Origin of the sequence: Bacillus methanolicus (assembly GCF_028888695.1) — a bacterium.
Taxonomy (GTDB): domain Bacteria; phylum Bacillota; class Bacilli; order Bacillales; family Cytobacillaceae; genus Bacillus_Z; species Bacillus_Z methanolicus_B.
The window spans coordinates 2,175,853-2,196,373 of the sequence record NZ_PNFF01000001.1 but is presented as its reverse complement, the minus strand read 5'-3'; the positions used below and the strand labels follow the sequence as shown (position 1 = coordinate 2,196,373).

The following is a 20,521-nucleotide window of genomic DNA, read 5'->3' as shown; positions in this document are numbered from 1 at the left end:
GGGGATCACACCATGACAATGAAACGCAAAAAAATTTCTGTGATCGGCGGAGGATTTACCGGAGCTACTACAGCATTCCTTTTAGCTCAAAAAGAACTTGGGGATATTGTTTTAGTTGATATTCCGCAAATGGAAAATCCTACTAAAGGGAAAGCGTTAGATATGCTTGAAGCAAGCCCGGTTCAAGGATTCGACGCTAATATTATCGGAACTTCCAATTATGAAGATACAAAAGATTCCGATATCGTTGTTATCACAGCTGGAATTGCACGGAAACCGGGAATGAGCCGTGATGATTTAGTGCAAACAAACCAGAAAGTGATGAAAAGTGTAACACAGGAAATTGTGAAATATTCCCCAAACTGCTACATCGTTGTATTGACAAATCCGGTTGATGCGATGACTTATACAGTGTTTAAAGAATCAGGTTTCCCTAAAAACCGTGTCATCGGTCAATCTGGTGTACTTGATACTGCCCGTTTCCGAACTTTCGTTGCTCAGGAATTGAACATTTCAGTTAAGGATGTTACAGGTTTCGTACTGGGCGGTCATGGAGACGATATGGTTCCCCTTATTCGCTATTCTTACGCAGGAGGAATTCCTCTTGAAACTCTCATTCCAAAGGATCGTCTTGAGAAAATCGTTGAACGCACACGCAAAGGCGGCGGTGAAATCGTAAACCTTTTAGGGAACGGAAGCGCTTATTATGCTCCTGCTGCTTCTCTTGTTGAAATGTGTGAAGCAATTCTAAAAGATCAGCGCAGAATTCTTCCGGCTATTGCATACCTTGAAGGAGAATATGGTTATGAAGGAATTTATCTAGGCGTTCCAACAATTTTAGGTGCTAACGGTATAGAAAAAGTGATCGAACTTGAATTGACAGAGGAAGAAAAGGCTGCTTTAGATAAATCAGCTCAATCTGTCCGCAATGTAATGGCTGTATTGGTTTAATTTGAAACATTAAACATTCGGGGGATTTCCCCCGGATTTTTTTATTCTTTTTGAATGCTTGGAAATGGAAGTATTGAAGCGCCGCCATCTTCTTGAGGACAGCTTGTTTACATTTATGTAATGTGTTTTCTCATTTTGGCTACTTTTGCAGGAAGAAAAATATATTATAATAAAAATAGGAACTTGGATAAAAGATAGGGGTTAATACGAATTACCGGAGGCTTGTATGAAGAAAACAGTGCTAGTCGTCGACGATGAACAATCAATTGTAACATTGCTGCAGTACAATTTGGAGCAGGCAGGCTTTGATGTTATAACCGCCATGGATGGAGAAGATGGAAAAGATTTGGCTCTTAATGAAAATCCAGATTTGATCATTTTAGATCTGATGCTTCCTAAACTAGATGGAATTGAAGTTTGTAAACAATTAAGACAGCAAAAAATGATGACACCCATCTTGATGTTAACGGCAAAAGATGATGAGTTTGACAAAGTTCTCGGTCTTGAACTCGGTGCTGATGATTATATGACGAAGCCATTTAGTCCCCGTGAAGTGATAGCAAGAGTAAAGGCAATTTTGCGGAGGTCTCAATATCAGCCTGAGGTAAGAGAAAATGAATTCATAGAGAATGGTTTTATAAAGATTGCTGACCTGAAAATATATCCCGATCAATATGAAGCATTTTTTGCGGAAGAACTACTTGAATTGACACCTAAAGAATTTGAACTGCTCCTATATTTGGCTAAACATAAGGGCAGAGTGTTAACGAGGGATCAATTGCTAAGTGCCGTATGGAACTATGATTTTGCCGGGGATACCCGGATTGTTGATGTACATATCAGCCATTTACGAGAGAAAATTGAACAAAACACAAAAAAACCTGTCTACATTAAAACAATCCGCGGACTAGGGTATAAATTAGAGGAGCCGAAAGGGGAATGACCAAATTCCGTACAAGACTCCTCATTTCTATTATCACCCTTATTGTTGCCGTGTTAATTGGCCTCGGCTTGTTGCTGGGGCAGCTTTTTAAAAGCTATTATTTAAAATCGTTTAATGAAAGACTGAAAATTGAAAGCGCCCTGTTAACTTTGTATATTGAGGATAACGGGGGAATTGACAGTTTCGATGGACATAAAGTTGATTCCATTAGCAATATGCTTGAATCAAGAATAACTATTGTTGATCTGGATGGAGCCATTCTTTATGACAGCGGAGAACGATCAAATACAATAATTAGGGAACATGCGGAAATTATCCGTGATATTATAGAGAAACATTCGAGGACTAAAGATGGTTATGAAGTAGATGGAGGATATGATTTACGATATTACTGGAGTCCGATTCATAAAGATGGAAAAAAAGAAGGGTATGTATTTCTTAGCACGCAAATAGATGAACTAAAAAAAATATACCGGCAAATTTGGATGCTCTTAATTGCTAGTCTCGGAATGGCTCTCATTGTCATCATTTTGTTAGTGTCACGGATTACGACCCGTTATACGAAACCGATTGAATCTGCTACAAATGTTGCGATGGAGTTGGCGAAAGGAAACTATCTTGCCAGGACTTACGAAGATCATATGGACGAAACGGGAATGTTAAGCGCGTCTATCAACGTCCTGGCCCGCAACCTTCAGGAACTGATGAAGACCCAGGAAATGCAGCAGGACCGATTGACCACACTAATCGAGAATATGGGAAGCGGCCTTATACTAATTGACAGCACGGGGTATATTAATTTAATTAACAGGGCATACAAAGAGATTTTCAATGTAAATCCGAGCGATTATTTATACAGGCTTTATTATGAAGTTATTGAGCATCAAGAAATATCGAAATTAATTGAAGAAATATTTATGACTGAACAAAAAATTAAGAGGCAAATGCTCATTCCGCTTGCAATTGAAAGGCGGCATTTTGAAGTTTACGGAGCACCTATTATCGGCACAAATGATGTGTGGAAGGGAATTTTGCTTGTCTTTCACGATATAACGGAATTAAAAAGGCTTGAGCAAATGAGAAAAGACTTTGTAGCCAATGTCTCACACGAACTCAAAACTCCGATTACCTCCATTAAAGGATTCACAGAAACACTTTTAGATGGAGCGATGAATGATACAAATACTCTTGAAGCTTTTCTCAATATCATTTTACAAGAAAGCGGCCGCCTTCAGACGCTTATTCAAGATCTATTGGATTTATCAAAAATTGAACAGCAAGGGTTTAAATTGAACATCCAGTCTGTTGATCTTGTTATGATGTTAAATGAAGTTATTACCATTCTCGAAAGCAAGGCGAATGAAAAAGGCATTTCTTTAATGCTGGAAACTTCCGGAGAACATATTACAGTTGAGGGAGATCTTTATCGCCTAAAGCAAATTTTCATTAATCTTATTAATAATGCCATTACTTATACTCCTAATGGCGGAATGGTTACAGTGAAAATAATCGAAAATAAAGAGACAGTAACTGTTAAAGTAAAGGATACCGGAATTGGAATTAATAAAGATGAAATCCCGAGAATATTTGAGCGGTTTTACCGGGTGGATAAAGCAAGGAGCCGGAATTCCGGAGGAACCGGTTTAGGGCTTGCGATTGTCAAACATTTGGTGGAAGCGCATAAAGGCAATATTTCTGTTCAAAGCCAATTTGGCAAAGGGACGGAATTTACGATTGAACTTCATAAAACCCTACAATTATAAAAGGCTCTTTGAAGGGAATTGGAATTTTACAGATCTTTAACATCCGGTTTATTTTTACTTAACATAGACTTGTTAAACTTATTACTGAAAACCCCTTCATCCAAGGAGCCAACGAAAAGACGAAAGCAGACCCCGCTTTCGTCTTTTCGTTTTTATCGGAAAATTTAAATAATGTAAAAATGTTGAAACCTTTTTTACATATTTTCGTATAAAAAGAGACAAAATCTTTTGAAAGAAAGGGAGAGGCATGATTAGCTTAAAGAGGATTTATACAAGTGTAGGCCTTGTTTTTCTTGTTGTCATTTTATGTATCATTGCTTTTTCAACCTGGTATACAGTAGATGAGTCTGAACAGGCTGTCATTTTAACATTCGGTAAAGTTGAGGAAGGGCTGACTGAGCCGGGGCTTCATTTTAAATTGCCATGGCCGATTCAAAGTGTAGAAAAACTTTCAAAAGAAACGTTCAGTCTCCAATTTGGCTATGAAGAAAAGGACGGGAAAATTAAAGAGTTTCCTGAAGAGACAAAAATGATTACCGGGGATGAAAACATCGTTCTTGCCGATTTGGTCGTCCAATGGAAAATTACGGACCCTGAAAAATATTTGTATAACTCTGACGATCCGAAAGAAATTTTATATGATGCTACATCTGCTTCGTTAAGAAGCATTATCGGCAGTTCTAAAATTGATGACGCATTAACATCGGGAAAAGCAGAAATTGAAGCGGAAGTCCGCGATTTGCTTTCTACTCTCGTTAATAAGTATGATATTGGCATTTCCGTCCTTGCCGTAAAGCTTCAGGACGTGGAACTCCCGAATGATGAAGTCCGAAAAGCTTTTACAAATGTAACGGACGCACGGGAGACGATGAATACAAAGATAAACGAAGCAAAGAAATATGAAAACAAACGAAAAAATGAAGCACAAGGGGAAAAGGATGCACTTATTTCCACTGCTGAAGGTGATAAGGCTGCCCGGATTGAACGGGCCCGGGGGGATGTAGCTGTATTTAACAAGCTTTATGAAGAGTATAGGAAAAACCCTGATATTACAAGGCAGCGGCTCGTACTTGAAACAATCGAACAAGTGCTGCCAAATACAGAGATTTATATTATGAATGATGATGGCAATACATTGAAGTATTTCCCTATTCGCCCTCTGGAAAAAGAGAAGCCGAAAGCACAAGAGGAAGGAAGTGAAAACAATGAGTGATAAAAAAGTAGTGAATATGAATGAACGGACTGGAAATGGTTTCGAGTGGCGAAATTATATTAGAATTGGAATCTTCTTGGTCGTTCTTATTACTGTTCTCATTCTTGTTTTCACGAATTTGTTTATTGTAAAAGAAGGGGAATATAAAGTCATTCGTCAATTTGGTGAAGTTGTAAGAATAGAAAAAGAGCCCGGATTAAGCTATAAAATTCCGTTCGTCCAAAGCGTCACGACTCTTCCAAAGTACCAGATGACGTATGATGTTTCGGAAGCAGAAATCAATACAAAAGACAAAAAACGGATGTTGATTGATAACTATGCGATTTGGAGAATTGAAGATCCAAAAAAAATGATCACAAATGCCAGAACGGTTGAGAATGCAGAAACGCGTATGGAAGAGTTTATTTATTCAGTTGTCCGTGCTGAGCTGGGACAATTAAATTATGATGAGATTATCAATGATGAAAAGTCATCAAGAGGATCATTGAATGATCGCGTTACAGAAAAAGTAAATGAATTGTTATCAAAAGATAACTATGGAATTGTTGTGACAGATGTAAGAATGAAGCGGACAGATCTGCCTGAAGAAAATGAACAATCTGTATATACGAGAATGATTTCGGAACGTGAATCGAAAGCGCAGGAATACCTTTCCATGGGGGACGCAGAAAAAAACCGGATTATAGCGGAAACAGACCGTGAAGTAAAGGAAATTCTGGCAAAAGCCCAGGCTGACGCAGAGTCGATCCGTGCTGAGGGCGAAGCAGAAGCGGCCAAAATATACAACAAAGCTTTTTCGAAAGATCCTGACTTTTATTCTATGTTCCGTACGCTTGAATCATATAAAAAAACAATCAACGGAGAGACGGTCATTGTTCTTCCGTCCGATTCCCCATATGCACGCTTGCTAATGGGATATACAAAATAATAACAATAAAGCATCTAGCCGTTATTTTCCTTTCTAATTCTTATCGTGATAGAATAAAGAAGGGAAAATAACGGTTTTTTGTTCAATCATAGATGTATTTTTGAAGGAGGATTTTGGGTGGAGAAGAAACTCGTATTAATAGACGGCAACAGTATTGCATACCGGGCATTCTTTGCGCTTCCATTATTAAATAATGAAAAAGGCGTCCATACGAATGCAGTCTACGGTTTTACAATGATGTTGATGAAAATACTAGAAGATGAGAAGCCGACCCATATACTTGTTGCCTTTGATGCCGGCAAAACAACTTTTCGCCATAAAACGTACAGCGAATACAAAGGAGGAAGACAGAAAACGCCTCCGGAGTTATCGGAGCAATTCCCATTTATTCGTGAATTGCTGGATGCTTTCGGGATTCGCCAGTATGAATTGGAAAATTATGAAGCAGACGACATTATCGGTACACTTTCAAAACGTGCGGAAAAAGAAGGGTTTCAAGTCAAAGTCATTTCCGGAGATAAAGATTTAACCCAGCTCTGTTCAGAGAAAACGACGGTCGGTATTACTCGCAAAGGAATAACCGATATTGAAGAATACACTCCTGACCATATAAAAGAAAAATATGGGCTGACACCTGAACAAATTATTGATATGAAAGGATTAATGGGAGATGCTTCAGATAATATCCCCGGTGTTCCGGGTGTAGGAGAAAAAACAGCGATTAAGCTGCTTGCTGAATTTGAAACGGTTGAAAACTTGCTGAACTCGATCGATCAAGTGAGCGGAAAAAAATTGAAAGAAAAGCTGGAGGAATTTAAAGACCAAGCGCTCTTGAGCAAAGAGTTGGCCACGATTACGACAGAAGCCCCGGTAGACCTTGAACTGGAGGAGATTGAATACGAGGGTCTCCAAAAAGACAAGGTCATCAAGCTTTTTAAAGACCTGGCATTTAATTCTTTATTAGACAAGCTTGGCGGAGAATCTGAGTCAGAAGAAACAGAGCCGATGGAAGAAATTGAATTTGAAATTGTGTCCAATGTTCAATCAAACATATTTACTGATAATAATATCTTTTATGTTGAAGTGCTCGAGGATAACTACCATTATGCTGACATTATCGGATTTTCAGTTGTCAATAAAAAGGGAAAATTTTTTATTCCTGCAGAAATTGCCTTAAAATCAGAGGTTTTCAAAGAGTGGGCAGAAGATGAAACGAAAAAGAAAACCGTTTACGATACAAAACGGTCTGAAGTTGTTCTCCGGCACCATCAAATTCATTTAAAAGGCGTGGAGTTCGACTTTTTGCTGGCATCCTACATAATTAACCCGTCCGAATCCATTGATGATATTGCTTCAATTGCAAAAAGGTACAAATTTACAAGTGTTCAATCAGATGAAGCTTTTTACGGAAAAGGGGCTAAACGGAAAATTCCTGAAGAAGAAAAACTGGCAGAGCACCTTGTCCGTAAAGCGGTTGCAATGGATGCATTAAAGGGGAAACTTGAATTAGAGTTAAAGGAAAACCAGCAATATGAATTATTTAAGGAACTTGAAATGCCTCTGTCGCTCATTCTTGCAGATATGGAATACCAGGGGGTTAAGATCGATATAAACCGCCTTCGTGATATGGGTCATGAAATCAATGAGCAGCTAAAGGAAATTGAAAATAAAATATATGATTTAGCCGGTGAAAAGTTTAATATCAACTCTCCTAAACAGCTTGGCGTTATTTTATTTGAGAAGCTGGGACTTCCGGTGATGAAAAAAACAAAAACCGGTTATTCGACTTCAGCCGATGTATTAGAAAAGCTTGAACAGGAGCATGAAATTGTAAGGGAAATTCTTCATTACCGCCAGCTTGGAAAATTGCAGTCTACGTATATTGAAGGTCTTTTGAAGGTAGTTGACCCGAAAACAGAGAAAGTCCACACAAGGTTTAACCAAGCGTTAACACAGACAGGACGGTTAAGCTCTACCGACCCGAATTTACAGAACATCCCGATCCGGCTTGAGGAAGGGCGGAAAATACGTCAGGCATTTATCCCTTCTGAAAAAGACTGGGTAATTTTTGCCGCCGATTATTCGCAAATTGAATTACGGGTGCTCGCTCATATCGCCAATGATGAAAAATTGATCCAGGCTTTTAAAGAGGGTTTGGATATCCATACAAAAACAGCGATGGAAGTCTTTCATGTCGAAAAAGATGAAGTGACTTCCAATATGCGCCGCCATGCGAAAGCCGTCAATTTTGGCATCGTATACGGTATCAGTGATTATGGCTTATCCCAAAGCCTCGGCATTACGAGAAAGGAAGCGGCGAAATTCATTGAGAGGTATCTTGAAAGCTATCCCGGCGTGAAAGAATATATGGAAGAGATCGTGAAAGATGCCAAGCAAAAAGGATATGTCTCAACGATTCTTCATCGCCGCCGCTATTTGCCGGAAATTACGAGCCGCAATTTTAACGTTCGAAGCTTTGCAGAGAGAACGGCAATGAATACGCCTATTCAAGGAAGTGCTGCAGATATTATTAAAAAAGCAATGATTGATATGGCAGAACGGCTGAAAGCTGAAGGGTTGAAAACTCGTCTTCTCCTGCAGGTGCATGACGAATTAATATTTGAGGCGCCAAAAGATGAGATTGAAAAACTCACAGAAATTGTACCGGATGTTATGGAGAATGCTGTTGAATTAAAAGTGCCGTTAAAAGTGGATTATTCTTTCGGCCCTACCTGGTTCGACGCGAAATAAAAGGAGGGACAAGAGTGCCGGAACTTCCGGAAGTAGAAACAATAAGAAGGACATTAATAAACCTAGTTCTTCATAAACAGATTGACCGTGTATCTGTTTTTTGGCCGAAAATGATTAAACACCCTGAAGAAGTTGAACAGTTTAAGGATGCTCTAATTGGCCAAACGATTGTACAGATCGGGAGAAGAGGTAAATTATTAATTTTTTATACAAATGATTATGCGCTTGTATCCCATTTGCGGATGGAAGGGCGCTACACTTTGTTTTCAAAGAATGACCCAATCGAAAAACATACACATGTCAATTTTCATTTTTCTGACGGGACAGAGCTGCGATATAAAGATGTTCGTAAATTTGGAACAATGCATTTGTATAAAAAAGGAACTGAATTTCAATATCCTCCGTTAAATCAGCTTGGACCGGAGCCTTTTTCTGATGATTTTACGATCAATTCGCTTGCCGAAAAACTCGGCAAAACGAACAGAAAAGTGAAAACAGCGCTTTTGGACCAAAAAATCGTTGTCGGGCTTGGAAATATTTATGTCGATGAAGCTCTGTTTCGGGCGAAAATCCATCCGGAACGGGAAGCCAATTCATTGACTGGGGAGGAAATCGAGCGCCTTCACAGGGAAATTATCGCAACTTTATCTGAAGCGGTTTCCAAAGGAGGAAGTACGATTCGATCGTATGTCAATTCCCAAGGACAGATTGGTATGTTTCAGTTAGAACATTTTGTGTACGGCCGGGAAGGAGAGGAGTGCAAGATTTGCGGCTCACCGCTTGAGAAGTCAGTTGTAGGCGGCAGGGGCACACATTACTGCGCAAACTGCCAAAAATGAAATAAGGAATGAAAAGCGGTGCTTCCGTTTTTCTGATTCTCATTGCACATTAAATGGGCTTCTTTCATATACTATGCTTAGCGATTGACAGGAAGGAGCTCATAAGATGGCGCAGTTGATTTCACTTCTATTACTAGCTTTTGCTGTCAGTCTTGACAGTTTTAGTGTTGGCTTTACTTACGGATTAAAGAAAATGAAAATCCCATTAAAATCGATTGCCGTTTTAGCATGCTGTTCAGCCGTGACTCTTTTGGCAGCTATGGGAATCGGTCATTTTTTTGAAAACCTTCTTAAACCAGAAGTTTCAGAAAGTTTAGGGGGCATCATTCTGATTTTTCTCGGCGGCTGGGTCTTGTTTCAATTTTTTCGGCCGGAAAAATTGAAGGATGTTTCTCCAACTGAAAAAACAATAGTTAATTTTGAAATTAAATCATTAGGTATTGTAATTAATATTCTTCGTAAACCTATGTCTGCAGATTTTGACCGGTCTGGAACAATTACCGGCATCGAAGCATTTATGCTGGGGCTCGCTTTATCATTAGATGCTTTTGGAGCCGGGGTCGGTGCTGCGATGCTCGGGTATTCTCCGGTTTTTTTAGCAGTGACCGTCGCTGTTATGAGTTCCTTATTTGTGTACGTTGGGATGAAAACCGGTGCGTTGTTTTCAAACAGCACATGGGTACAAAAGTTTACTTTCATACCTGGTGTCTTGCTAATATTCATAGGAATTTGGAAAATGTAGTTTTAAGAGAGGAATCGGATATGGCTTTAGTCGTAGGATTAACAGGTGGCATTGCTAGTGGAAAAAGCACCGTTTCAAATATGATAAAAAATCTTGGAATTACGGTTATTGACGCAGATGTTGAAGCCCGCCTCGCTGTTGAAAAAGGTAAAAAGGCATATCATGAAATTGTTTCGCATTTTGGTCCGGAAATTTTACAAAGCGATGGCACCATTGACCGGGCAAAACTTGGATCGATTGTTTTTCACAACAGTGAAAAGCGGATGCTTTTAAACACGATTGTCCATCCGGCTGTCCGTGAGCAAATGCTTTCCAAAAAAATAGACGCAGAAGCTCGTGGGGAAAAAATGATTGTTATGGATATTCCCCTTTTGTTTGAAAGCGAGCTGACAAATATGGTCGATAAAACCTTGCTCGTATATGTAGATGAAGAGATCCAGCTAAAAAGGCTAATGGAGCGCAACCATTTTACAGAGCAGGAAGCGAAAGCGAGAATCAATTCACAAATGCCTTTAAAGGAAAAAATATCGTTAGCGGATGCTGTGATCGATAACAACGGAACGATTGAAGAAACACGAAAACAGCTTATGCGGATTTTGTCTGAATGGGGCTATACAGAATGACAGAAAGGGAGGGATTGTATTCCTCTCTTTTTTATTTTCATAAGGTTTTTTCGATTTCCCTTCGTATGTCCTTAATGAAAAACGACATACTAAAACCAGACAATCAACATCATAATCATACAAATCATTCGGATAGAAAAATATTTTTAAATTTTGTATTTTATATAACACATACAAGGACTAATATGTTATACTAATAACAAAATTGTTTTTGAAAAGTATAACATTAATGCGGAAGGGGACGTAAAATGAAGGCAAGAATAGCGATTAACGGTTTTGGAAGAATTGGTCGAATGGTGTTCAGAAAAGCCATCCTTGAAAATAACCTTGAAATTGTGGCCATTAATGCAAGCTATCCTCCTGAAACGCTGGCCCATTTGATAAAATATGACTCAACACACGGAAAATTTGACGGAGAAGTCATTCCTGATGAAAATGCGTTGATTGTAAATGGAAAACGAATCCAACTATTAAATAATCGAAATCCGCAAGAACTTCCATGGAAAGAATTAAATATCGATATTGTGATTGAAGCAACAGGCAAGTTTAATTCACGTGACAAAGCAAGTCTTCATCTTGATGCAGGTGCAAAGAAAGTAATTTTGACGGCCCCTGGGAAAGATGAAGATGTAACCATTGTTATGGGAGTAAATGAAAGCGTTTTAAATATTGATAAACATAATATTATCTCGAATGCATCATGTACGACAAACTGTTTAGCACCTGTGGCAAAAGTGCTTGATGAAAAATTTGGAATCATAAACGGATTTATGACGACTGTCCATGCATACACAAATGATCAAAAGAATCTTGATAATCCGCACAAGGACTTGCGTCGTGCAAGAGCATGCGGGCAGTCAATCATACCAACGAGCACCGGTGCAGCGAAAGCTTTGTCATTAGTGCTGCCGCAGCTTAAAGGAAAACTGCACGGCATAGCTCTTCGCGTACCAACACCAAATGTTTCTCTCGTTGATTTGGTTGTTGACTTGAAACGTGAAGTTACTGTTGACGAAATAAATGAAGCATTTCTTTCAGAATCCAATGGTTCATTAAGTGGAATTCTTGATATTACTTATGATCCGCTTGTTTCGATCGATTTTAATACAAATGAACATTCAGCTATCATTGACGGTCTTTCAACGATGGTGATCGGCGCTAATAAAGTGAAAGTGTTAGCATGGTATGACAACGAGTGGGGCTATTCTTGCCGAGTTGTTGATCTTGCAAATCTTGTTGCAAAGGAAATGTTCACCAGTTCTGCAATAAAAGTTGGCTAATCAAATTGTTTATTTAACTTCCCCAATTACCTATTTACTTACCGGATACCGGTAAGTTTTTTTTTTTTCGTAAAGTTGAGGAAATGGGGTTCAATTCATTTTTAACAATAATTATCATAAAAAAAATTTATTCATGTGTTGCAAAAAAAATTTAAACAAAGTATACTAATCATCGTGAACTTCTTGAAATAAGGTAACGATAGCTACTTAAAGGGTTAGGACCTCTTTGGACTAACTTTCCCCCGTGGTAGTTTGGATACCAGTTTCGAATATAAATTTCAGGAAAATTAGCAAAAAAGTTAAAGGGGGAGCTTTAATTATGGAAACAATGGGTCGTCACGTTATTTCAGAATTGTGGGGTTGCGATTTTGAAAAGCTAAATGACATGGAGCAAATTGAAAAAATCTTCGTTGAAGCTGCATTAAAATCTGGTGCAGAAATCCGCGAGGTAGCATTCCACAAATTTGCACCGCAGGGTGTGAGCGGAGTTGTTATTATTTCCGAGTCTCATTTAACAATTCACAGTTTTCCTGAGCACGGATACGCCAGCATTGATGTTTATACATGCGGCGATTTAGATCCTAACATTGCTGCTGATTATATTGCAGAAGCGTTAGGAGCCCAAACACGCGAGAATATTGAAATCCCGCGCGGAATGGGTCCTGTTAAAGTGAAACAAGCGCAGGCACAAGCATTGTAATAATTGAAAATGAATGATAAGAGGTGTATTTAATACACCTCTTTTTAATTACTAAAAAATATGTAAATTGTTATTATAAACAGTTTGATGGTGAATCTACATATTTGGGATCTGCGAAAAACGCGAAAAAATCGAGTACTACTTGTACTAACATTTTCTTTTTTATAAGATATTAATAAGTGATAGTTTACTTTATTAATCCATTGCTGGAGCTGATTGTATGAAATGCCCTTCATGTCAAAATAGCAGTACTCGTGTTTTAGATTCCCGGCCTGTTGATGAGGGGCGGTCAATTCGCAGAAGACGGGAATGTGAAAATTGCGGGTACCGTTTTACAACGTTTGAAAAAGTAGAAGAAATTCCTCTTATTGTCGTTAAAAAAGAAGGAACACGCGAAGAATTCAGCCGGGAAAAAATATTAAGAGGCCTTATAAAAGCATGTGAAAAACGGCCTGTTGCACTTAATCAATTAGAAGATATTACCCAAGAAGTAGAAAAAGAACTTCGCTGTCAAGGTGTGTCGGAAATAAAAAGTGAGACGATCGGTGAAATGGTGATGGACAGGCTTGCCAAAATTGATGAAGTGGCATATGTGCGATTTGCCTCTGTCTACCGTCAATTTAAGGATATTAATGTTTTCATTGAAGAATTAAAAGAACTGATTAAGAATAACAGTCATAACGGAGCTGAAGATGATCTTTAGCTCTTTTTTCAATGATGGATTTTTTTACTGAAAGGTTTGAATAAAGATGGCGCTGCACTGGCAAGAAATTTTACCTGTTGACCGATATAACGTTCGCGCGAACGGGCTTCTTCATGATTATGACCGCAAAGTATTGACTTTATTATATCAGCCGTTAATTGGACCTGTATGTTTTAGTTTATACATGACATTATGGGCTGAATTGGAAGAAAATCGGCTTTGGTCCGAATCTTCTTCTCATCACAGTTTAATGACTTTGATGGGTATGAACCTGAAAGAGATTTATCTGGCCCGCTTGAAGCTTGAAGGAATCGGATTAATGAAATGCTATGTCCGTCATGATGATGATTATCGGTCGTTTATTTATGAGCTCCAGCCTCCGTTGACACCGGAACAGTTTTTTTTAGATGGGATGCTAAATATATATTTGTACCGTAAAATCGGAAAAAATCAGTTCAACCGCTTAAAGCGTTTTTTTAGTGATCAAAAAATTCCCGAACCGAATGATTATAAAGAAATTACAAAGCCATTTCAGGATATTTTTGCATCTGTTCCTCCTTCCGCTTTTCAAATGAACAAAGAAGCATCCAATGATCTTCTTCCTGCTGATGGCCATGTTTTTATTGGAAGGAAAGAACAGGAAGGAATACAAATTGATGAATCAACATTTAACTTTGAACTGCTGCAAGCAGGCTTGCAGGAATCCCTCGTTCCGAAAACAGCTTTAAATAAAAAAGTAAAAGAAGCAATCAGCAATTTAGCTTTTCTATACGGAATCGATGCGATTCAAATGAAAAATATTGTCATTAGTGCTGTTACAGCAGATAATGAAATTGATATTGAAGAACTAAGAAAAGCAGCAAGAGATTGGTATCAATTTGAACATAATGATCAGCTCCCTTCGCTCGTAGACCGGGTGCAACCGGCAATTTACCATTCGGGCAGTTCTGAACCGAAATCAAAGGAAGAAGAGCTCATCCGCTATTTGGAAACAACTTCACCAAGACAGCTCTTAAAAGACCTTTCAGACGGAGCGGAGCCTTCAAATGCCGATTTAAAAGTTATTGAAGAAATTATGTTTAATCAAAAGCTTCTTCCGGGAGTTGTGAATGTACTTATTCAATATGTTATGCTAAAGACAGATATGAAGCTTGTAAAAGGCTATATTGAAAAAGTCGCCAGCCAATGGGCGCGCAAAAAAATAAAAACGGTCAAAGACGCTATGGAACTTGCCAAAAATGAGCATAAACAATATATGGAATGGGCTCAAGGTAAGAAAGCTGCTGCCGGTTCTCAAAGGACTAAGAAACCTGTTCGCACGGAATTGCTGCCGGAATGGTTCGTTCAAAAACAAACGGCCGATGAGAAAAATGATGAAGATGATGATTTTGATTTCGAAGCCGAAAAGCGTAAATTGGAAGAGGAACTCAAAAAGTATAAGTGAGGGGGTGAGTCTTTAAATGCAAAATATTAATGATACTCTAAAAAAACTTGCAAATAATGTGGATTTCCAAAAACGATATGAATTAATGAAACAAGAAATTTATCAAGATCCATATGTAAAAGCATTTTTGGCTGAAAATCGAGGTTCCATTACCCCGGAGATTCTTGAAAAAAGTTTAACGAAGTTGTATGAGTACAGTACTCAAAGCAAAGAATGCAAAGAGTGCCCAAGTCTTGAAGGCTGCAAAAATATTATGAAAGGCTACCACCCCCACTTAGTGCTGGCCGGCAGTACAATCGATATCAATTATGACCGCTGTCCTCGCAAACGGTTATACGACAAACGAAGAAAAGAAGAACGGTTAATCCAGAGCATATATGTGCCGAAAGAGATTCTTAACTCTTCTCTCGGTGAGCTTGAGCTGGATAAAGGAAGACTCAAAGCAATCAAGCTCGCAAAAGACTTCGTTGAAACATACCGTCCCGGAGAAAAACAGAAAGGGCTTTATTTGTACGGGCCATTTGGAACGGGAAAAACGTATTTATTAGGTGCCGTTGCCAATGAATTGGCTAAAAAACAGATAAGTTCATTGATTGTTTATGTTCCAGAATTTTTCCGTGAAATGAAGAATTCGATTGGCGATCAAACGGTAAACGAGAAACTTGAGATTATGAAAAAAGCTCCGATTTTAATGCTGGATGATATTGGGGCAGAAACGATGAGCAGCTGGGCAAGAGATGAGATTTTGGGAACCATTCTTCAATTCCGGATGATGGAGAATTTACCAACTTTCTTTACCTCCAATTTTAATCTGACAGAACTGCAGCACCACCTTGCCCATAGTCAGCGCGGTGAAGAAGAACAGATAAAAGCTGCAAGAATAATGGAACGGATCAAATATCTTGCAGCGCCCGTAAAAGTTGATGGCCCAAATCGAAGAGCATAATTTTTCAGGTCTCCTTTATGGCGGCCTTTTTCTTTTTCTGTGGAAAAGGGGCGGAGCTACGCTAACAAAGATAGATATGGCAACTTATCTTTAGCAAGATACTTGTTTAGCTTTGTAAATATTTAGAGCTTGGCTTCGTTCACACCGCCTTATTATGTTGGTTCTGTTTTATAATGAAAGTTATTTCCATGTTAGGGTTGGGAGTTTAAAACTCATGCACGTTTTTTGAAATAATTTCTCCTTGTGAGACTTCTATTTTGACCGAGTCCTCCATATACATTAAATCAAAGATTTGTTTCTCCACGTTATAAGGGGGGATTTGGTTGATCGAAATCATCTTCCAAAATAATGAAGACGCATCAAACTTGTACAAGGCATTACAGCTCCATTTATCCTCTGAAGCTAAAAAAAATATTCTTCTATTTGAAGATCGACATATTGCAAAAGTTTCAATAAATTCGCTTTCGAACGATACTTTGCGAGCTATCAAAAAAGCTTTCTATGAATTTATTACTTATAAGAAACGTGATGACTGGATGCGAACGATTATCGCAGATCATTACTATTTTGAGGATCCTGAAGAGCAGCAGCAAATTCTTGACATTATCCATTCTATTTTTGAAGGAAAACGGGAGGAATTGGAATTCTTTTTTAAAGATACTGATCTGGATACTATGTTAATTCATGCAATAGATCAAGTTTTTCATGAAAATCTCTCTTTTTCGTTTGATTCATTCGTTAAGTTTCGACTAAGGTCATTTTGGGAATTACTTGAGAAATATGTGCAAGTGTCGATTGATGAATACAAAATGGAGCAGGAATACCAGATATTTGTCCATACATTAAGGGAATATTTGGTGATGAAAAGGTCAAAAATTTCTCATCTTCATTTGTTAATCGATGATGGAATTACCTTTTTTGATGAACAATATGATGAGATTAAGCGAGGAGATCTTGCAAGAATGATAGACAGGAAACTGCTATTTAATCACCCTGTTTATGTTGATTCTGCTACGATTGCTCCACTGTTGTCGATTGCACCTGCTACGATCTTCCTTTATACAAAAGAACCGGACCAACCGTTAATCCGGACAATTGTAAATATATTTGAAGAACGTGTATCAATTAAACCTGTTTCCGACTTAAATGGATAAATTAGCATGATTTCATTTACAGCTGAAGAGAAATGAAAGCAGCTCTTGCTTTTCCGAAAATTTCGCACTATAATAACGTACATAATAATTAATAAGATTATTTGCTAAAAGTAATGATGAGGACAAGGGTATTCTTTCACGGTTCACAGAGAGGGAAAGCAAGGCTGAAACTTTCCCAACACGGTTGGAATGCTTACCACCTCTAAACTTCAGCTTTGAACGTGAATGGAAATAGTATCAATCACTAGTAAGTGCTGACGGCCGCAGACCGTTATTCTGTATCAAAGCCATCGAGCCTGATGAAAGATTCTTGGCCGGTGGGAATTTGGGTGGAACCACGGGTAATCAACTCGTCCCTTATTACAGGGGCGGGTTTTTTATTTTTTATTAAAAAAGGAGGTAAAAAAAATTATGTCAGACGTTGTGAAAATTACGTTTCCTGATGGAGCAGTGAAGGAGTTTCCAAAAGGAACGACAACGGAAGATATTGCGGCATCCATTAGCCCGGGATTAAAGAAAAAAGCGATTGCCGGTAAATTAAACGGCCAAATGTATGATCTTCGCCGTCCGATCGAAGAAGACGGAGAAATAGAAATTATTACTCCTGACCGTGACGAGGCATTAGAAGTGCTTCGCCACAGTACAGCCCATTTAATGGCTCAGGCTATAAAGCGTTTGTACAAAAATGTAAAACTTGGTGTTGGGCCTGTTATTGAAGGCGGTTTCTACTACGATATCGATCTTGAGGAATCTTTGACTCCGGAAGATTTGCCGCGAATCGAAAAAGAAATGAAAAAAATCGTCAATGAGAATCTTGAAATTGTCCGCAAGGAAGTGAGCCGTGAAGAAGCAGTGCAGCTTTATAAAGAAATTGGCGATGAATACAAGCTTGAATTAATTGAAGCGATTCCGGCTGACGAGAAGGTAACCATTTACGAGCAGGGTGAATTTTTCGATCTTTGCCGCGGTGTTCATGTACCTTCAACCGGAAAAATTAAAGAATTTAAGCTGCTCAGCATTGCCGGCGCTTATTGGCGCGGGGACAGCAAAAACAAAATGCTTCAACGCATTTACGGCACAGCTTTCTTTAAAAAAGAAGATCTTGAGGAACACTTGCGGCTTCTGGAAGAAGCGAAAGAGCGTGACCACCGCAAGCTTGGAAAAGAATTAAACTTATTTACAAACTCACAAAAAGTTGGTCAGGGTCTGCCGCTCTGGCTTCCAAAAGGTGCGACAATCCGCCGTGTGATCGAACGGTACATCGTTGATAAAGAAATTCGCCTTGGCTATGATCATGTTTATACTCCAATCATGGGAAGTGTGGAATTATATAAAACTTCCGGCCACTGGGATCATTATCAGGAAAATATGTTCCCGGTCATGGAAATGGACAATGAACAGCTTGTTCTTCGTCCGATGAACTGCCCTCATCATATGATGATCTATAAAAACAGCATGCACAGCTACCGCGAATTGCCGATTAGAATTGCGGAGCTTGGCACCATGCACCGTTATGAAATGTCAGGCGCCCTTTCCGGACTGCAGCGCGTTCGCGGGATGACATTAAATGATGCACATATCTTTGTCCGCCCTGACCAAATTAAAGACGAATTTAAGCGTGTTGTCCGTCTTGTTTTAGAGGTTTATAAAGATTTTAATATAAAAGACTATTCTTTCCGTCTTTCTTACCGTGATCCGGCAGACAAAGAAAAATATTATGACGATGATCAAATGTGGGAAAAAGCCCAAAGCATGTTAAAAGAGGCAATGGACGAACTTGGCCTTGAGTATTTTGAAGCAGAGGGAGAAGCAGCCTTCTACGGTCCTAAGCTTGACGTTCAAGTCAAAACAGCATTAGGCAAGGAAGAAACTTTATCAACTGTTCAATTGGATTTCTTGCTTCCGGATCGTTTTGATTTAACGTATGTTGGTGAAGACGGTAAACCGCATCGTCCAGTTGTTATCCACCGCGGCGTAGTTTCCACAATGGAGCGCTTTGTTGCCTATTTAATTGAAGAATATAAGGGAGCCTTCCCGACATGGCTTGCACCGGTTCAAGTACAAGTGATTCCTGTTTCACCTGATGCTCACTATGATTATGCGAAACAGGTACAGGAAAAACTGCAGGCGGAAGGATTCCGTGTCGAACTGGATGACCGTGATGAAAAGATCGGCTACAAAATCCGCGAAGCGCAAATGCAAAAAATTCCTTACATGCTTGTAGTCGGCGATAAGGAAGTGGAAGACAATGCGGTAAATGTCCGGAAATACGGCGAACAAAAATCGGAAACTGTTGCGTTCGCAGACTTTGTTTCATCCTTGAAAGAAGAAGTGAAGCTATCATAATGAAAAAAACGGAGAGGCTTTCGATGGCCTCTCTTTTTCTGAGGAAAAGGGACGGAGCTGCGTTAACAAAGATAGAAATGGGTATTTATCTTTAGCTAATGAAAAGAAAAGAAAACGTTCTTTTAGGCAAACGCACAAATGGAATAACAAAAAGTTATTGCATTATGTGAAGCCTTCTGTTAAAATACAATTCGTTGTGATTAAAAGATGTTTGATTGACACTCATCTATGGTTTGTGATATAGTAAATTAAGTAAATTGAATACAAGTTTGTGGAAAAGAAGAAGCACCCGCTTCTCACCTGATTGACGCTATAGGCTGTTGACAGGTTTTGCGCAAAACTTAAAGGCTATTTGTGTCTTTTTGCAGTGCGGGTGTATTCATCCGCACTTTTTTATTTTTCATCATTCTTTTTCCAAACGCTGTATTCGCTAAACAAACCATGGAGGTGTCTAATTATTAGCAAAGACATGATCTTAAATGAGGGTATCCGTGCCCGTGAAGTCCGCCTTATTGACCAAAATGGCGAGCAATTAGGAATTAAATCAAAAAACGAAGCACTTGAAATTGCTGCACGCGTAAATCTTGATCTTGTATTAGTTGCGCCGAATGCGAAGCCTCCGGTAGCCCGTATTATGGACTATGGAAAATATAAATTCGAGCAGCAAAAAAAGGAAAGAGAAGCGCGTAAAAATCAGAAAATCATCAACGTTAAAGAAGTTCGTCTTAGTCCGACAATTGAAGAGCATGATTTTAACACAAAGCTTCGGAATGCGATTAAATTCTTGGAAAAAGGCGATAAGGTGAAAGCATCGATCCGCTTTAAAGGTCGTGCGATTACACATAAAGAAATTGGCCAACGTGTTTTAGTTCGTTTTGCAGAAGCTTGCAAAGAAATTGCAACAGTCGAGTCACATCCAAAAATGGACGGCCGAAGCATGTTTATGGTCTTAGCACCTAAAAACGACAAGTAACAAGGAGGAATACCAAATGCCAAAAATGAAAACTCACCGCGGCGCTGCCAAGCGTTTCAAGAAAACTGGATCTGGTAAACTAAAACGTTCACACGCATTTACAAGCCACTTATTTGCTAATAAAACGACTAAACAAAAACGTAAACTTCGTAAAGCAGCGCTTGTTTCTAAAGGCGATTTCAAACGCATTCGTCACTTATTAGACAACATCAAGTAATCTCG

18 protein-coding genes and 1 other annotated feature are annotated in these 20,521 nt (G+C 38.9%); all 18 genes read left to right on the top strand.

Annotated elements, in window-relative coordinates; all coding sequences use genetic code 11:
• Positions 1–12: 12 nt before the first annotated feature.
• Positions 13–951 (top strand): malate dehydrogenase, encoded by a 939-nt coding sequence (gene mdh, locus C0966_RS11005; RefSeq protein ID WP_274855495.1) that lies wholly within the window; start codon positions 13–15, stop codon positions 949–951.
• A 226-nt stretch (positions 952–1,177) separates the two neighbouring features.
• Entirely contained in the window at positions 1,178–1,894 is a 717-nt protein-coding gene (locus tag C0966_RS11000) for a response regulator transcription factor (protein WP_274855494.1), read from the top strand.
• On the top strand, positions 1,891–3,657 hold the full coding sequence (pnpS, locus tag C0966_RS10995; protein ID WP_274855493.1) for a two-component system histidine kinase PnpS: 1,767 nt from the start codon (positions 1,891–1,893) through the stop codon (positions 3,655–3,657). The genes C0966_RS11000 and pnpS overlap by 4 nt, the downstream gene beginning before the upstream one ends.
• Before the next feature lie 247 nt (positions 3,658–3,904).
• Positions 3,905–4,870: an FtsH protease activity modulator HflK gene (gene hflK / locus C0966_RS10990; protein ID WP_274855492.1), complete on the top strand. Its 966-nt coding sequence runs from the start codon at positions 3,905–3,907 to the stop codon at positions 4,868–4,870.
• Positions 4,863–5,798 (top strand): protease modulator HflC, encoded by a 936-nt coding sequence (gene hflC, locus C0966_RS10985; protein ID WP_274855491.1) that lies wholly within the window; start codon positions 4,863–4,865, stop codon positions 5,796–5,798. The genes hflK and hflC overlap by 8 nt, the downstream gene beginning before the upstream one ends.
• Positions 5,799–5,915: 117 nt before the next feature.
• Complete coding sequence (gene polA / locus C0966_RS10980; RefSeq protein WP_274855490.1) at positions 5,916–8,549, top strand: DNA polymerase I; 2,634 nt, start codon at positions 5,916–5,918, stop codon at positions 8,547–8,549.
• Between the two features lie 14 nt (positions 8,550–8,563).
• Complete coding sequence (gene mutM / locus C0966_RS10975) at positions 8,564–9,388, top strand: DNA-formamidopyrimidine glycosylase (RefSeq protein WP_274855488.1); 825 nt, start codon at positions 8,564–8,566, stop codon at positions 9,386–9,388.
• A gap of 106 nt (positions 9,389–9,494) precedes the next feature.
• Positions 9,495–10,130, top strand: coding sequence for a sporulation membrane protein YtaF (gene ytaF, locus C0966_RS10970; protein WP_274855487.1), 636 nt, complete (start codon positions 9,495–9,497; stop codon positions 10,128–10,130).
• Between the two features lie 20 nt (positions 10,131–10,150).
• Positions 10,151–10,753, top strand: coding sequence for a dephospho-CoA kinase (gene coaE / locus C0966_RS10965; protein WP_274855486.1), 603 nt, complete (start codon positions 10,151–10,153; stop codon positions 10,751–10,753).
• A gap of 248 nt (positions 10,754–11,001) precedes the next feature.
• Positions 11,002–12,033, top strand: coding sequence for a glyceraldehyde-3-phosphate dehydrogenase (locus tag C0966_RS10960; protein WP_274855485.1), 1,032 nt, complete (start codon positions 11,002–11,004; stop codon positions 12,031–12,033).
• 319 nt (positions 12,034–12,352) lie between these two features.
• Positions 12,353–12,733 (top strand): adenosylmethionine decarboxylase, encoded by a 381-nt coding sequence (gene speD, locus C0966_RS10955; RefSeq protein WP_274855484.1) that lies wholly within the window; start codon positions 12,353–12,355, stop codon positions 12,731–12,733.
• A 220-nt stretch (positions 12,734–12,953) separates the two neighbouring features.
• On the top strand, positions 12,954–13,436 hold the full coding sequence (gene nrdR / locus C0966_RS10950) for a transcriptional regulator NrdR (RefSeq protein WP_274855483.1): 483 nt from the start codon (positions 12,954–12,956) through the stop codon (positions 13,434–13,436).
• A 46-nt stretch (positions 13,437–13,482) separates the two neighbouring features.
• A complete protein-coding gene (locus tag C0966_RS10945) occupies positions 13,483–14,880 on the top strand; it encodes a replication initiation and membrane attachment family protein (RefSeq protein WP_274855482.1) in 1,398 nt (465 codons plus the stop codon).
• A 16-nt stretch (positions 14,881–14,896) separates the two neighbouring features.
• On the top strand, positions 14,897–15,826 hold the full coding sequence (gene dnaI, locus C0966_RS10940; protein WP_274855481.1) for a primosomal protein DnaI: 930 nt from the start codon (positions 14,897–14,899) through the stop codon (positions 15,824–15,826).
• Positions 15,827–16,149: 323 nt separating this feature from the next.
• Entirely contained in the window at positions 16,150–16,980 is an 831-nt protein-coding gene (ytxC, locus tag C0966_RS10935) for a putative sporulation protein YtxC (protein ID WP_274855480.1), read from the top strand.
• Positions 16,981–17,391: 411 nt separating this feature from the next.
• Complete coding sequence (gene thrS / locus C0966_RS10930; RefSeq protein WP_274855479.1) at positions 17,392–19,326, top strand: threonine--tRNA ligase; 1,935 nt, start codon at positions 17,392–17,394, stop codon at positions 19,324–19,326.
• A 271-nt stretch (positions 19,327–19,597) separates the two neighbouring features.
• Positions 19,598–19,727 (top strand) — a sequence feature (ribosomal protein L20 leader region).
• 53 nt (positions 19,728–19,780) lie between these two features.
• Positions 19,781–20,299, top strand: coding sequence for a translation initiation factor IF-3 (gene infC, locus C0966_RS10925; protein ID WP_185762590.1), 519 nt, complete (start codon positions 19,781–19,783; stop codon positions 20,297–20,299).
• A gap of 16 nt (positions 20,300–20,315) precedes the next feature.
• Positions 20,316–20,516 (top strand): 50S ribosomal protein L35, encoded by a 201-nt coding sequence (gene rpmI / locus C0966_RS10920; RefSeq protein ID WP_274855477.1) that lies wholly within the window; start codon positions 20,316–20,318, stop codon positions 20,514–20,516.
• The last annotated feature ends 5 nt before the right edge of the window (positions 20,517–20,521 follow it).

Coding starts and splice junctions, on each gene's coding strand:
- nrdR (WP_274855483.1), top strand. CDS start 12,954: ATGAAATGCCCTTCATGTCAAAATAGCAGTACTCGTGTTTTAGATTCC.
- C0966_RS11000 (WP_274855494.1), top strand. CDS start 1,178: ATGAAGAAAACAGTGCTAGTCGTCGACGATGAACAATCAATTGTAACA.
- speD (WP_274855484.1), top strand. CDS start 12,353: ATGGAAACAATGGGTCGTCACGTTATTTCAGAATTGTGGGGTTGCGAT.
- pnpS (WP_274855493.1), top strand. CDS start 1,891: ATGACCAAATTCCGTACAAGACTCCTCATTTCTATTATCACCCTTATT.
- coaE (WP_274855486.1), top strand. CDS start 10,151: ATGGCTTTAGTCGTAGGATTAACAGGTGGCATTGCTAGTGGAAAAAGC.
- hflC (WP_274855491.1), top strand. CDS start 4,863: ATGAGTGATAAAAAAGTAGTGAATATGAATGAACGGACTGGAAATGGT.
- mdh (WP_274855495.1), top strand. CDS start 13: ATGACAATGAAACGCAAAAAAATTTCTGTGATCGGCGGAGGATTTACC.
- C0966_RS10960 (WP_274855485.1), top strand. CDS start 11,002: ATGAAGGCAAGAATAGCGATTAACGGTTTTGGAAGAATTGGTCGAATG.
- ytaF (WP_274855487.1), top strand. CDS start 9,495: ATGGCGCAGTTGATTTCACTTCTATTACTAGCTTTTGCTGTCAGTCTT.
- rpmI (WP_274855477.1), top strand. CDS start 20,316: ATGCCAAAAATGAAAACTCACCGCGGCGCTGCCAAGCGTTTCAAGAAA.
- dnaI (WP_274855481.1), top strand. CDS start 14,897: ATGCAAAATATTAATGATACTCTAAAAAAACTTGCAAATAATGTGGAT.
- thrS (WP_274855479.1), top strand. CDS start 17,392: ATGTCAGACGTTGTGAAAATTACGTTTCCTGATGGAGCAGTGAAGGAG.
- C0966_RS10945 (WP_274855482.1), top strand. CDS start 13,483: ATGGCGCTGCACTGGCAAGAAATTTTACCTGTTGACCGATATAACGTT.
- hflK (WP_274855492.1), top strand. CDS start 3,905: ATGATTAGCTTAAAGAGGATTTATACAAGTGTAGGCCTTGTTTTTCTT.